Genomic DNA, 14,215 nt, shown 5'->3' with positions numbered 1-14,215 from the left:
GACCTGCATGCTACGGACCTGCCCGGGCGGAACATTTCTTCAATCCAGCGGGCCGCCGCCGCGGCGAAGGTGAGCGCATGACTTCCACCGGAACCACCGCGCCGCAACCACCGGGCGTGGCCCGTCTGTTGCGCCCGTACGCGGGCGGCTTCGTCGCCGTCGTCGTCCTGCAGGTCATCGGCGCTGTCGCCGGCCTGGCGCCGCTCCTCGCGGTCGTCGAGCTCGGCCGTACGCTGCTGGCGCCGGGGCCGGCCGACGACGGGCACGTGCGCGACGTCGTGATCGCGGGCGCGGCAGGGCTGCTCGTACGGCTGCTGTTCACGGCCGCCTCGTCCGGCGTCGGACACCTCCTCGACACCCGGGTGCAGCTGTCGCTGCGCCGGCAACTCGCCGCGCGGCTCGGGCGGGTGCCGATCGGTTGGCTGGCGAGGCGGCACAGCGGGGAGCTGGCGAAGGTGGTGGGCGAGGATGTCAGCGCCGTGCACCCGGTCATCGCCCACACGCCGGGCGAACTGGTCTCCGCCTTCGTGGTGCCGCTGGTCTCGCTCGGCTACCTCTTCACCGTGGACTGGCGGCTGACGCTGATCACGCTGATCCCCGTGCTGCTGGCGGTCGCGCTGGTGCCGCTGATGATGACTCCCGCGCGGCTGCGCGAGCAGAAGGAGTTCGACGCCGCGATGGGGCGGATCTCGGCGTCGGTGGTCGAGTTCGTGCAGGGCATCGCGGTGGTGAAGGCGTTCGGCGGGTCGGAGCGGGCGCACGGCAAGTTCCGTACCGCGGTGGGCGACTTCACCCGGAGCTTCTACCGGATGGTGCGCGGTCTTGCCGGGGTCGCCGCCGGGATGCAGGTGGTGCTGTCGCCGCCGTTCGTGCTGCTGGCGGTGCTGGTCGGCGGCGCGTACCGGATCACCGGGGGCGGGCTCGCCCCGGCGGACCTGGTGCCGTTCCTGCTCCTCGGCCTCGGGCTGACCGCGCCCGTGGCCGCGCTCGGGCACGGCTTCGACGACCTGCAGGCCGCGCGGCGCGCCGTCGGCCGCATCCGGGACGTACTCGCCGAGCCGTCGCTGCCCGAGCCTGTACGGCCGGTGGCGCCCGAGGGACACCGGGTGGAGCTGCGGGACGTCCGCTTCGGGTACGAGGGTGCCGCCGCCGGGCGCGAGGTGCTGCGCGGTATCGACCTGGTGCTGGAGCCGGGGACGACCACGGCCGTGGTCGGGCCGTCCGGCAGCGGCAAGTCCACGCTGGTGCAACTGCTGCCGCGGTTCTACGACCCGACGCACGGCTCCGTGCTCCTCGGCGGCGTCGACCTGCGTGAGGTGGGCAGCCAGGAGCTGTACCGGCGGGTGTCCTTCGTCTTCCAGGACGTCCGGCTGCTGCGCGCCTCGGTCGCGGACAACATCGCCCTCGCCGTCCCGCACGCCGACCGCGACGCCGTTGTCCGCGCCGCCCGCCGGGCGAGCATCCACGACCGCGTTCTCGAACTGCCCCGCGGCTACGACTCGGTGATCGGCGAGGACGCCCGCCTCTCCGGCGGCGAGGCGCAGCGCGTCTCGATCGCCCGCGCCCTGCTCGCGGACGCCCCCGTCCTGGTTCTCGACGAGGCCACCGCCTTCGCCGACCCGCAGACCGAGCAGGCGGTGCGTGAGGCGCTGGCGCAGACCCGGGAGAAGCGGACGACGCTGGTCATCGCCCACCGCCTGGAGACGATCGCCGACGCCGACACCGTCGTGATGCTGCGCGACGGCGAGATCGTGGAGCGGGGCACGACCGCGGAACTCCTCGCGCGGAACGGCGCATTCGCCGAATTCTGGAAGATCCACGCCGGTGCCATGGAAGCCAGTGCACTGGAAGCCGGTGCTATGGAAGGGGAAGAGGCCCGATGATCAGCACACTGCTGCGTGTGCTCGGCCACGAGTACGCCGGGCCGGTGCGCCGCACCGTCGCCCTGATGACGGCGACCGCCCTCGCCGAGGGACTGTCGTACGCCCTGCTGGTGCCCGTGCTGCGTGCGCTCTTCGGCGGCACACCCGAGGACGCCCGGCCCTGGCTGGCCGCCTTCGGCGCGGCGGTCGCGGTCTACGCGGTGCTGCGGTACGTCAGCGACCGCTCCGGTTTCCGCGTGGGCACGACGATGCTGCACGGCATGTACGAGCGTCTCGGCGACCACCTCGCCCGGTTGCCCATCGGCTGGTATCAACCCGGCCGCACCGGCGAGGTGTCCGTCCTCGCCAGCCAGGGCGTGTTGCAGGCGATGGGCGTGATCGCGCACCTGCTGGCGCCGTTCATCTCCGCCTGTGTGACGCCGCTGACGATCGTCGCCGTGATGCTCGCCTTCAACTGGCAGCTGGGGCTTGCCGGTTTGGCCGCCGTGCCGTTGGTAGCCGCGGTCCAGCTGCGTACGGCCCGCGCGACGACGGCGACCGACGCGGAGCGCGTGGCACGCGAGCGCGCGGCCACCGGCCGCGTCATCGAGTACCTCCAGGCCCAGCCGGTGCTGCGCGCCGGCGGCCGCACCGGCGAGCGCTTCGGTCTGCTGGACGACTCCCTGAAGGAACTGCGCCGCGCCTCGCGTCGCTCCACCCTTTCGGCGCTGCCAGGTGTGCTGGGGCTCGCGGTCACCGTGCAGGCGGTGTTCACCGCGCTGCTCGCACTCGGCGCCTACCTCGCCCTCGGCGGGGACATCGGCGCGGCCGAGCTGCTCGCAGTCCTGGTGCTCGCCGCCCGCTGCGCCGACCCGCTGCTGTCCCTCGCCGAGATGAGCGGTGGCATCCGCGCCGCCCGCGCCGAACTCACCCGCCTCGACGACGTCCTCAACACCAAGCCGCTGCCGGAGCCCCGCGCGCCGCGCGAACCGTCCTGCCACGACGTCGAGTTCGACGCGGTCACCTTCCGGCACGGGGACCGGACGGTCGCCGACGGGGTGACGCTGTCCGTACTCGAGGGCCGGCGGCTCGCCGTCGTCGGGCCGTCGGGCGCGGGCAAGACGACACTGCTGCAGTTGCTCGCCCGCTTCTACGACGTCGACGCGGGCGCGGTGCGGATCGGCGGCGTGGACGTACGGGAGATGGACACCGCGGCGCTGATGGCGCGGATCGCCATCGTCTTCCAGGACGTCTACCTCTTCGACGGCACGATCGAGGAGAACGTGCGCCTCGGCCGCCCGGACGCCACCGACGCCGAGGTACGGGCCGCGGCCGCCGCGGCCCGTCTCGACGAGGTGATCGAGCGGATGCCCGGCGGCTGGTCGGCGGACGTGGGCGAGGGCGGGGCGCTGCTGTCGGGCGGCGAGCGCCAGCGCGTCTCCATCGCCCGCGCGCTGCTGAAGGACGCGCCGATCGTGCTGCTCGACGAGGTCACTTCGGCCCTGGACCCGGTGAACGAGGCGGCCGTACACGCCGGCATCGAGGAGCTGATGGCGGGCCGGACCGTGGTGCTGGTGGCGCACCGCATGGCGACCGTGCGCCGGGCCGACCGCGTCGCCTTCCTGGACGCCGGGCGGGTGGTCGAACAGGGCAGCCACGAGGAGTTGCTGCGCCGCGCCGGCCGGTACGCCGCGTACTGGGAGCTGTCTCTGGCCGGGGCGGTGCGGGACTGAGACGGCCGTGCGGCCGACGAGGAAGAGCTCGGGGGATCAAACGCGTGGTGCCCCCGGCAGGATTCGAACCTGCGACATCCGCTTTAGGAGTTCTCCTGGGTGAGGTCATGGCTGCGAGCCAGCGTCCGGAATTGAATCCGGGTGTGCAGCCTCAGCCTGCGCACGATGCCCAGCTCCTCAGGGGTGCGCACCGTGCGATGAGGGGCGCTGCCCCAAGCCGAGCCATGCCGTTTGCTGTGGTCCGGGCGCGAGGCGCTCGGCGTTCGGGATCCCGTTCCATGGGCGGTAGCAGGGAGGGACGGGCCGCACGGACCGCGGTGCTGCCGGATCTGTCGCCGTCATGATGGTGTCCTCATTTCGCGGCTCCGACCCGGACCAGCGTGCAAGGAGGGACCGTCGGCGGGCCGACCGTCCGGTATTTCGCACGGAGTTCGAGACTTCGTTCAGAGATTGAAAGTATGGCCATCCCTGCCGAGCGTCAACATCTCTGCCGAAGAAGGCGCCTCGCGCCGGGCGACCGGCAGGCCGTCCGCCTCGCTCGCTGCCCCGCGTTACGCAACCGTAATGGCCCGCTTCTCGCGCAACCTCTTGACCAGGGGGGACTGAGGGCGCTCATATGACCTCCGCATCACTGACCACTTGAGGGGGTACGGCCGTGGCACATCCGGCGCACAGCGGTACGTCCCTGGCAGGTCGCGGCCAACGATTAGACGGCGCTTCTTGTTGCGGAAGCCGGCGAGGTGAGCGCCCGGACGCCCTGCGACGCCGCCGAGTGTGGTCCGCCAGGACCTCTTCGCGGTGGCGGAGTGGAGCCGCACCCTGCTCCTGGAGCCGTCGAGGTGGAACGACGGCGCGGCCTGACCGGAGCACCTCCGGTCGTCTTTGAGCCCGGGCTCATCGCCCGCGCCGGTCGGACGACGTCATCGCCGCGACCACTTCGCTGACCCCACCCTGATCCCGCCCTGCCCACCGATCCGCTCCTCCGGCACCGAGCACATCGCCGGCCCTCCACCCCCCACCGCCTGCATCCGGCCGCTCCCGGCCTCACCCCGCCCTGACCACCCTCTGACGGCACGCGCCACGCATGTTCAATATTTCGAACGTTGGTCGGTCCTCAGAACCACATCACTTCCACGGTTTCCGACGGAACGTCAGAAGCCGCAGCAACCGAGTCCAATCCCCGGGCCGGCCCAACGAAGGAGATCAAGCATGCTCAGCAGAAGGAACTTCCTCACTGCGGCGGTCGGTGTGGCGGCTGCGACCGGACTCGCGGCCTGCGCCAAGGAGGACGGCAAAGCTGCCGCCTCCGCCGGCAGCGGCAGCAAGGCGATCACCCTCGGCTTCTCCCAGGTCGGCTCGGAGAGCGGCTGGCGCACCGCCAACAGCGACTCGGTGAAGTCGGCCGCGAAGGAGGCGAGTTACAACCTCAAGTTCTCCGACGCCCAGCAGAAGCAGGAGAACCAGATCTCCGCGATCCGCAACTACATCGCGCAGAAGGTCGACGTCATCGCCTTCTCGCCGGTGGTCGTCACGGGTTGGGACGCGGTGCTCCAGGAGGCCAAGGCCGCGAAGATCCCGGTGGTCCTCACCGACCGCTCCGTCGAGACCTCCGACGAGTCCCTGTACGTGACCCTGGTCGGCTCCGACTTCACCGACGAGGGCCGGCGCGCCGCCAAGATCCTGGAGAAGGTCCTGGAGAAGGCAGGCCACAAGGGCGCCGTGAAGATCGCCCAGCTGGAAGGCACCACCGGCGCCGCCCCCGCGATCGAGCGCGCCAAGGGCTTCAAGGAGGTCATGGAGGCCGAGCACAAGGACGACTGGAAGATCGTCGTCAGCCAGACCGGTGACTTCACACGCGCCGGCGGCAAGCAGGTCATGGCCGCCTTCCTCCAGTCCAACCCGGACATCAACGTGCTCTTCGCGCACAACGACGACATGGGCATCGGCGCCATCCAGGCCATCGAGGCGGCCGGCAAGAAGCCCGGCAAGGACATCCTGATCGTCACGATCGACGGCGTGAAGGACGGCTTCGTGGCCATGTCCGAGGGCAAGATCAACGCCATCGTCGAGTGCAACCCGCTGCTCGGCCCTCAGCTGATGGAGGTCGTGAAGAAGGTCAAGGACGGCGAGACGGTCGAACGCTGGATCAAGACCAAGGAGAGCGACTTCATGCAGGACCAGGCCAAGGACGCGCTCCCCACCCGCAAGTACTGACCGCCCGTCCCCACCAGCGGGGAGCCTCCGGCCGGCCGACATCCCTCGGCCGGGAGGCTCCCCGCGGACCTGGACCATTTCACGAGGAGCGCTGCCATGGCAGAGCCGCAGCCCGTCCTGGAGATGACGGGCATAGTCAAAGAGTTTCCGGGGGTACGGGCTCTGTCGGGCGTCGACTTCCGGCTCTTCCCCGGCGAGATCCACGCCCTGATGGGCGAGAACGGTGCGGGGAAGTCCACTCTCATCAAGGTGCTGACGGGCGTCTACTCCCTGGACGGCGGCACGGTCACCCTGGACGGCGAGTCCGTACGGTTCGGCAGCCCGCTGCAGGCACAGCAGGCCGGCATCAGCACGGTCTACCAGGAGGTCAACCTCTGCCCCAACCTGTCGGTGGCGGAGAACATCTTCATCGGACGCGAACCCACCCGCGCCGGCCGCATCCAGTGGAAGCGCATGCGCAAGGAGGCGGCGGAGCTGGTCGACCGGCTCGGACTCGACATCGACGTCGCCGCGCCGCTGTCCTCGTACCCGCTGGCCGTGCAGCAACTGGTCGCGATCGTACGGTCGGTGGGCACCGGCGACAGCGACGGCGAGGGATCCGGCACCAAGGTGCTGGTCCTGGACGAGCCCACCTCCAGCCTGGACCGCGACGAGGTTCTCGAACTGTTCCGTCTGATGCGGCAGTTGAGGGACGAGGGCGTCGCGATCCTGTTCGTGTCGCACTTCCTCGACCAGATCTACGAGATCTGCGACCGCATGACCGTCCTGCGCAACGGCACCCTCGTCGGCGAGCACATGGTCCGTGACCTCGACCAGGTCGGGCTGATCGAGCTGATGATCGGCAAGGCCCTGGACCAGCTGGAGGAGCTCCACGAGCACCAGCTGCGCTCCGACGTCGGCGAGACGCTGGTCAAGGCGGACGGCCTTGGCAGGACGGGCGGCATCGCCCCCTTCGACCTGGAGATCAAGAAGGGCGAGGTGATCGGGCTCGCCGGCCTGCTCGGCTCGGGTCGCACGGAGCTTGCCCGGCTCCTGTTCGGTGCCGACCAGCCCGACAGCGGCAAGGTGACCATCGGCGGCAAGCAGGTCTCGATGAGCGCCCCGAACGACGCGATCGGCGCGGGTGTCGCGTTCTGCTCGGAGAACCGCAAGACCGAGGGCCTCGTCCCCGATCTGACGGTGCGCGAGAACATCATCCTCGCCCTCCAGGCGGCCCGCGGCTGGACCCGGCCCATCCCGGCCGCCCAGCGCGACGAACTCGTCGCCAAGTACATCAAGGCGCTGGACATCCGCCCCGCCGACCCGGAGGCCCGGGTGGGCCGGCTCAGCGGCGGCAACCAGCAGAAGGTGCTGCTCGCCCGCTGGCTGATCACCCAGCCGAAGCTGCTGATCCTGGACGAGCCGACGCGCGGCATTGACGTCGGCGCCAAGGCGGAGATCCAGAAACTGGTGGTGTCCCTCTCCGAGGACGGCATGTCGGTGCTGTACATCGCGGCCGAACTGGAGGAGGTGCTCCGGCTCAGCCACACCATCGGAGTGCTGCGCGACCGCCGGCTGGTGGCGCGGCTGACCAACGGGCCGGAGATCACCACCAGCAAGATCCTCGAGACCATCGCGAGCGGAGAACACCAGTGACCACCACCTCCCGCTGGCGAGGACTGACGCATCACCACCTGTTCTGGCCGGTCGCGGTCCTGATCGCCCTGCTGCTCGTCAACGTCCCCTTCACACCCGACTTCTTCTCGATCAGGATGACGGACGGCCACCTGTACGGCAGCCTCGTCTCCATCGTGCTGTTCGGCTCACCGCTGATCCTGGTGGCGGTCGGCATGACCCTGGTCATCGCCACCGGCGGCATCGATCTCTCCGTCGGTGCCGTGGTCGCCATCACCGGCGCCCTGACCTGTTCGTACATCAGCGACCAGACCGACCAGAGCGCCCTGTCCGGGGTGTTCCTGGCGATGGGCATCGGGCTGGTGGCCGCGGTCGTCTGCGGTCTGTGGAACGGCTTCCTGGTGGCCAGGATGGGCATTCAGCCCATCATCGCGACCCTCATCATCATGGTCGCGGGCCGAGGCGTCGCCCAGCTGATCACCGACGGCCAGATCATCACCATCAACAGCGAGCCGTACAAGCTGATCGGCGGCGGCTACTGGCTGACCCTGCCCTTCTCCATCTTCGTGGTCGCCGCGGTCGTGGCCATCACGGTGGCCCTGACCCGCCGCACAGCTCTCGGCCTCCTCGTCGAGTCGGTCGGCGGCAACGCCGAGGCCAGTCGCCTGGTCGGCATCAGGTCCACGCGCATCAAGGTCATGGTCTACATGTTCTGCGCGCTGTGCGCGGGCATCGCGGGCCTGATGATCAGCTCCAACACCTCGGCCGCGGACGGCAACAACGCCGGTCTGTGGATCGAACTCGACGCGATCCTCGCCGTGGTGATCGGCGGCACCTCGCTGCTCGGTGGCCGGTTCTCCATCGGCGGCACGGTGATCGGCGCCCTCGTCATCCAGACCCTGACCACCACGATCTACACCATCGGCGTGCCGACCCAGACCAACCTGGTCTTCAAGGCCGCCGTCGTCATCGTCGTCTGCCTGCTCCAGTCCCCGAAGTTCCGGGCCAAGATCTTCGGCGCCAAGGGCCCCAAGGGCCCGCGCCTGGACGCCGCCCCGGTGGAGCCCGCTCCGGCGGTCGACGCCGCCCCGAAGACGGAGGTGTCGCGATGAGCGCGACCACCCAGACCCCCAAGACGGCTCCGAGCGGCAGCACCGTCTCCCGTGGCGCGCGCCTGCTCGGCGACAGGCGTCTGCCTGTCCTGGTCACGGCCGGCCTCTTCATCGCCATGTATATCGGCGGCCTCAGCCGGTACCAGAACTACGGGTTCGGCGAACCCCAGGTGTTCCTCAACCTGTTCATCGACAACGGCTATCTGCTGGTCGCGGCCGTCGGTGCCACCTTCGTCATCATGTCCGGCGGCATCGACCTGTCCGTGGGCTCCATGATCGGCTTCACCACCATGTTCACGGCGTGGCTGGTGGAACGTCAGGGACTGCCGCTGCTCCTGGTCGTCCCCCTCGCACTGGCCGTCGGAGCCTTCGGCGGTTTCCTGATGGGCTATGTGATCCACAACTTCGATATTCAGCCGTTCATCGTCACGCTCGCCGGGCTCTTCCTCTTCCGCGGACTGTGCCTGGTCATCAGCAAGGAGTCGATCTCCATCAGCGACGCCTCGGTGGGCAGCCTGGCCCAGACGCGGGTGTCGCTCGGCCTGGGGGAACTGTCGATCGGCGCCCTCGTGGCCCTGGTCGTTCTCGGTGTCGCCTACTACGTGCTCCAGTACACCCGCTTCGGACGCCGTGTGTACGCCATCGGCGGCAACGAGCAGTCGGCTCTGCTCATGGGCCTTCCGCTGGGCGGCACGAAGATCGCCGTGTACACGGTGAGCGGCTTCTGCTCGGCCCTGGCGGGTCTGCTGTTCATGCTCTACATCCAGTCGGGCGACCCGTTGCACGCCGTCGGCATGGAGCTCGACGCCATCGCCGCCGTGGTCATCGGCGGCACCCTGCTGACCGGCGGTTCCGGTTATGTGCTGGGCACCCTCTTCGGTGTGCTGGTGCTCGGCCTGATCAAGAGCGTCATCACGTTCGAGGGGACGCTCAGCTCCTGGTGGACGAAGATCGCCACCGGTGTGCTGCTGTGCGCCTTCATCTTGATCCAGCGGACCATGACGTCACGTCAGAAGACCTGAGGAAATGCACATGCGCACGCTTCTCTCCCGGCTTTCGGCGATATTGCTCACCGCCTGCCTCCTCTTCACAGGCCAAGCACTGACCGCACCCGAGCGGGCGGCCGCCGCTGACCCGGGCTACCTGATGACGCACTTCATCGGGGAGGGGTCGACCGGTCAGCAGATCTACTTCTCGCACAGCACGGACGGCCTCAACTGGACCGACCTCAACGGCGGCGGGATGACCCTGCGCTCCACGGTGGGCACCCGTGGTGTACGCGACCCCGCACTGGTCAGAGCCCCCGGCGGTGACAAGTACTGGATCATCGCGACCGACCTGTGCATCGGCTGCGGACAGTCGTGGGACGACTCCGTGAACAACGCCAGCCGCAACCTCGTGGTGTGGGAGTCGACGGACCTGGTCACCTGGTCGCAGCCGCGGCTGCTCAACGTCGCCAGTGCGATCCCCGACGGGCGCAACGCATGGGCGCCGGAAGCGATCTGGAACCCCGCCACCAACGACTACGTCCTGTACTGGGCGACCAACGCCACCCTCAACGGCGTGCTCAAGCACCGCATCTACTACGCCCGCACCACCGACTTCCGCACCATCACCACCCCGCAGCTCTACATCGACCGCCCCGGCACCCAGAACATCATCGACACCCAGATCGTCGAGGTGCCGTCCGGCGTCGGTGACTTCCGTTACGTACGGGCCTCCGGCGACGGCCAGATCACGCTCGAAGGCAGCGACTCGATCCTCGGTACGTGGACCAACCTCGGCAACCTCTCCGGCATCGGCCTGACCGGCGCCCAGGTCGAGGGCCCGATGTGGATGAAGTTCAGGGACCGCAACGAGTGGACCCTGTACCTCGACCAGTACGCCTCCGGACGCGGCTACATGCCGGTCACGACGACCAACCCGTCCGCCACCGGCACCTACCGGCTCCCGACCTCGGGAAGCTACAACCTGGGCGGGACGAAGAAGCGCCACGGTGCGATCCTGAAGCTGACGGCCGCCGAGGAGAGCCGCGTGCTCGCCCGCTGGGCCAACACCCCCGCCAAGCGGCTCCAGTCGTTCAACTTCCAGGACCGATACGTGCGGCACACCAACATGGACGTGCGCATCGACCAGAACATCACCGGCCCGGACGCCCAGTTCCGGCTGCGGCCCGGCCTGGCGGGCTCGGGCACCGTCTCCTTCGAGTCGGTCAACTTCCCCGGCCACTTCCTGCGGCACTCAGGGTTCGACTTCCAGCTGGCCCACAACGACGGCACCACCCGGTTCGCCGCGGACGCCACCTTCCGCCAGGTCACCGGCCTCGCCGACTCGACATGGTCGTCCTTCCAGTCGTACAGCCACCCCGACCGGTACATCCGCCACTACGCCTACGAACTCCGCCTCGACCCGATCACCACCACGACGGCCCGCAGCGACGCCACCTTCCGTGTGACGAACTGACTGGAGGCCGCGTCCGTTGGTGCCGACACAGACCGTGATCATGCGAAAGGGCCAGTTCGAGGGGATCATGCCCCTGAACTGGCCCTTAGCCCTGTGCCCCCGGCAGGATTCGAACCTGCGACACCCGCTTTAGGAGTTTTCCCTGGGTGGGGCTGTGACCTGCGGAAACGTCGTCCATGGGGTGTCTGGCCTGGGAAAACACCCCTCCGTAGTTCTCACGTGTTCACGGGGTTTCCCGGCCGCATGTGTGCTGAATCCGTTCTGCCAACAACTTCTGACGGGCTGCGGTATGCGCCCGGCTGGTCACCGTTCGGCTTGCAGCGCCGGGAACAGGGTGCGAGCGCGGTGGAGGTCGGGAGCGACAAAGACTCCGTCGGCCGTGACGAGGTTCGTGCCAGGGTCTGTCCGGGTGGTGATCGACCCGCTCACGAAGATCTTGCGGCCGTCCGTGCCGGTGACGCGGGCGAGGATCCGCAGGGGTGTTTCCAGTGGGACCGGGCGGTGGTAGCGCATCTGGAGGGAGACGGTCAGGCCCGGCATCCCGGCTGCTGCGCAGGCACGGCCCATGAGTTCGTCCAGGAGCATGGCGCTCATGCCGCCGTGGCCGTAGCCGGGCGGGCCTTCGTGGGCGATGCCGAGGGTGCAGTGACCCACCAGTCCGTCAGCGGTGGGCGTCACCTGCACGGGTGGGGCCAGCGGGCTGCCGACCCCGGTGACAGGGCTGTACATCCGTGCGCCCGAGGGAAACTCGTCCACCTCGGGGATCTCCGCCCGCGAGCGCCGGCGCCCCGTCAACTGGCCGGTGACGTGACGGACGCCGTCCGCCACGCGGTGGAGGGTGTCCGAGGAGGCGGCGGTGCGGACGGTGGCTTCCACCAGCGCGCGCAGTTCGTAGCCGAGCCGGGTGATGGCCGCTTTCTGGTCTTCCAGTTCCTCTTCCTCGGCTGTCGCTCGCGTGGGGTCGGTGGCAGAGCCAGTGGGTGACGGGTCGGTGAGGGAAGTGTGCATCGGGTTTCTCGGTGCGGTGGGCTGGTGGGGTGCGGGATGGGTGGGGTCAGTCATTTGCCCGGACGAAGACCGGCTTCAGGTGCTTCTCCGGCAGCGCGGTCGGCAGGTCCTCCCAGTCGATGACGTGGGAGACGACTTTCTCGGGGGCGACCTTGCCAGAGGCGGCGAGTTCGAGGGCGTCGGGGATGTGGGCGCGTACGTTGTCGCGGGCGATGCGCAGGGTGACGCCGGTGAGGTACATGTCGAGCAGGGGCAGCTCGCCGGGGCGGAAATGGTTGCCCGCCGACTCGCAGATCCCCTCCGGAGTCAGGGACTTGACGGCCAGGCCGAGCTGGTCGACGCGGCCGGTGGCCTCGACGGCGATGTCGTAGCCCTGGGGGATCGGTTCCAGGGCTTCGGCGGTGGCGGCTCCGAACGCGCGAGCCAGGGTGCGGTGTTCGGGGTCGGGGTCGACGTAGAGCACCTCGGAGGCGCCGAGCGCGCGGGCGATGTCGCACACGTAGAGGCCGATGCTGCCGCGGGCGACGACCAGGACGCGTGCTCCGGGGCGGGCCTTGAGGTGAGGGGCGACCAGGCGCCAGGCCAGGGACCAGTTGTCGCTGGCGGACGCCATGGCGACCGGGTCCAGCCCGGCCGGTAGCGGGACCAGCATGGCGTCGGCGTAGGGCACGCGGACCAGGTCGGAGAAGAGCCCGCCCCAACTGCCGCCGATCGGTGCGCCGTACATCGCCATGTAGGGGACTGCGGTGCAGTGCGCGGTCAGCCCGGCCCGGCAGCGCTCGCAGGTACCGCAGTTGATGGACCAGGGGACGACGACCAGGTCACCAGGGGCTACGGCGGTGACGGCGTCGCCGGTTTCGACGACCCGGGCGACACACTCGTGGCCGAGGGCGAAGGGCGGCTCGATGAAACCGTGCCCGGCCAGGATGGAGGAGTCCACGTCGCAGGAGGTGGCGGCCACCGGTGCGACGATCGCCTCCCCGTCGGACTGGAGTTTCGGGTCGGGTGCCTCGCGCCACTCGACGGTGCGCTTGGCGACATAGGTCAGTTCACGCATCGGTGCGCTGTCCCTTCGCCAGTGCCATCAGGTCGGCGTAGCGGATGACGGAGCCGCCCGCGCCCCAGGTTCCCTCGGGCTGTTCGTGCACAAGGACCCACACCCGCAGGGCGTCGTCTAGGCCGAGGCCGGCCGCGGCCAGGACGGCCTTCGTCGCCTCCTCGACCAGGCCCGCCTTGCGGCGCTCGGACAGGGCTCCTTGCGGGACGGTGACCTCTACCAGGAAGCGCGGCGCGTCGTCCTCGGCGGTGGTCTGGGCATCTTCCGGCAGTTCGGTGAGGTAGCTCCACGCCTGGGCGCGGAAGAACGCCGTGTCGGGTGCGCCCTCCCAGCGCAGCAGTACGGCGGCGAGGTCGCGCTGGATGCTCTGGCGGCCTTGTTCGGTCAGGGCGCCGGCCGGGGCCGTGAGCCGGATCATCGGCATGGGCATACCTCTCTTCGTTTCGTTCGACTCTTCGCTCGACGACGCAGTTCTATGACGGTCGTTATAAGCGACGGTCACGCTAGACTATGACGGCCGTTATAGCCAGTGGGGTCAGAAGGGATCGTGTACGTGACCAAGCCCAGTTCGGCGGCGCGCGAGCGGATCGTGGCCGGTGCGGCCGACATGATCAGCCGACGTGGTCTGAACGCGACGAGCATCCGCGAGATGGCCAAGCACGCCAGGGCGCCGCTCGGCTCGACGTACCACTACTTCCCCGAAGGCAAGCAGCAGTTGGCCACCGAGGCCGTCCGTTATACGGGCGAGTGGGTCGCGCGCCGTCTGCGGAAGGAGCTGGAGGCGGGGCCGGTCGCCGGGTTGCGGGCGTTCCTCGCCCTGTGGCGCAAGATCGTCGTCGACAGTGACTTCAGGGCGGGCTGCCCGGTTCTCGCCGTCTCCATCGAGGAGCCGCCCACTGACGAGACGCCCCCCGCCGTGGTAGCCGCCGCAGACGTCTTCACCGCATGGGAGAGCCTGCTGTCCGCCTCGCTGCGCGAGCATGGCGCCGAGCGCGAGGAGGCGGTCCAGCTCGCCACCCTCGTCGTCGCGGCCGTAGAGGGGACCGTGGCCATGTGCCGCGCCAAGCGCAGCATCGAGCCCCTCGACCGCGCTGCGGAGCAACTGCAGGCGCTGATCCTCGCCACGATCAAGGGCTGAGTCGCCCCGCGCTC

11 protein-coding genes are annotated in these 14,215 nt (G+C 69.4%); 8 read left to right on the top strand and 3 right to left on the bottom strand.

Translation table 11 applies throughout. The features are described 5' to 3' along the window. The first annotated feature begins 77 nt into the window (after positions 1-77). The 7 genes from KCH48_RS36775 to KCH48_RS36745 all read left to right on the top strand — a co-directional run bounded on the left by KCH48_RS36775 (position 78) and on the right by KCH48_RS36745 (position 10,998). Positions 78-1,883 (top strand): ABC transporter ATP-binding protein, encoded by a 1,806-nt coding sequence (locus KCH48_RS36775; RefSeq protein ID WP_210581519.1) that lies wholly within the window; start codon positions 78-80, stop codon positions 1,881-1,883. Then, positions 1,880-3,595 (top strand): ABC transporter ATP-binding protein, encoded by a 1,716-nt coding sequence (locus KCH48_RS36770; RefSeq protein ID WP_210581517.1) that lies wholly within the window; start codon positions 1,880-1,882, stop codon positions 3,593-3,595. Before KCH48_RS36775 ends, KCH48_RS36770 begins: the two co-directional genes overlap by 4 nt. A 1,209-nt stretch (positions 3,596-4,804) precedes the next feature. Next, entirely contained in the window at positions 4,805-5,809 is a 1,005-nt protein-coding gene (locus KCH48_RS36765) for an ABC transporter substrate-binding protein (protein ID WP_210581515.1), read from the top strand. Between the two features lie 96 nt (positions 5,810-5,905). Next, the gene (locus KCH48_RS36760) at positions 5,906-7,444 is read left to right on the top strand and encodes a sugar ABC transporter ATP-binding protein (RefSeq protein ID WP_210581513.1); all 1,539 of its coding nucleotides are present in this window, start codon (positions 5,906-5,908) and stop codon (positions 7,442-7,444) included. After that, a complete protein-coding gene (locus tag KCH48_RS36755) occupies positions 7,441-8,535 on the top strand; it encodes an ABC transporter permease (protein ID WP_210581511.1) in 1,095 nt (364 codons plus the stop codon). The genes KCH48_RS36760 and KCH48_RS36755 overlap by 4 nt, the downstream gene beginning before the upstream one ends. Then, a complete protein-coding gene (gene yjfF / locus KCH48_RS36750; protein WP_210581509.1) occupies positions 8,532-9,557 on the top strand; it encodes a galactofuranose ABC transporter, permease protein YjfF in 1,026 nt (341 codons plus the stop codon). The genes KCH48_RS36755 and yjfF overlap by 4 nt, the downstream gene beginning before the upstream one ends. A gap of 10 nt (positions 9,558-9,567) precedes the next feature. Further along, positions 9,568-10,998 (top strand): glycoside hydrolase family 43 protein, encoded by a 1,431-nt coding sequence (locus tag KCH48_RS36745; protein ID WP_210581507.1) that lies wholly within the window; start codon positions 9,568-9,570, stop codon positions 10,996-10,998. Between the two features lie 303 nt (positions 10,999-11,301). On the opposite strand, the gene KCH48_RS36740 is transcribed toward KCH48_RS36745, so the two are convergent. Genes KCH48_RS36740 through KCH48_RS36730 form a run of 3 tightly spaced genes read right to left on the bottom strand, consistent with a single transcriptional unit; the run spans position 11,302 to position 13,487 of the window. After that, a complete protein-coding gene (locus KCH48_RS36740; RefSeq protein ID WP_210581505.1) occupies positions 11,302-12,006 on the bottom strand; it encodes a PaaI family thioesterase in 705 nt (234 codons plus the stop codon). Between the two features lie 46 nt (positions 12,007-12,052). Further along, positions 12,053-13,063: a zinc-binding dehydrogenase gene (locus KCH48_RS36735; protein WP_210581503.1), complete on the bottom strand. Its 1,011-nt coding sequence runs from the start codon at positions 13,061-13,063 to the stop codon at positions 12,053-12,055. Beyond that, entirely contained in the window at positions 13,056-13,487 is a 432-nt protein-coding gene (locus KCH48_RS36730; protein WP_210581502.1) for a tautomerase family protein, read from the bottom strand. Before KCH48_RS36730 ends, KCH48_RS36735 begins: the two co-directional genes overlap by 8 nt. Before the next feature lie 129 nt (positions 13,488-13,616). On the opposite strand from KCH48_RS36730, the gene KCH48_RS36725 reads away from it, so the two are divergent. After that, complete coding sequence (locus tag KCH48_RS36725; protein ID WP_210581500.1) at positions 13,617-14,201, top strand: TetR/AcrR family transcriptional regulator; 585 nt, start codon at positions 13,617-13,619, stop codon at positions 14,199-14,201. Positions 14,202-14,215 lie beyond the last annotated feature (14 nt).

The organism is Streptomyces sp. GESEQ-4 (assembly GCF_017948455.1).
In the GTDB taxonomy this organism is placed as follows: domain Bacteria; phylum Actinomycetota; class Actinomycetes; order Streptomycetales; family Streptomycetaceae; genus Streptomyces.
The sequence above is the reverse complement of the archived record's forward strand: the minus strand, read 5'-3'. Positions and strand labels throughout refer to the sequence as shown.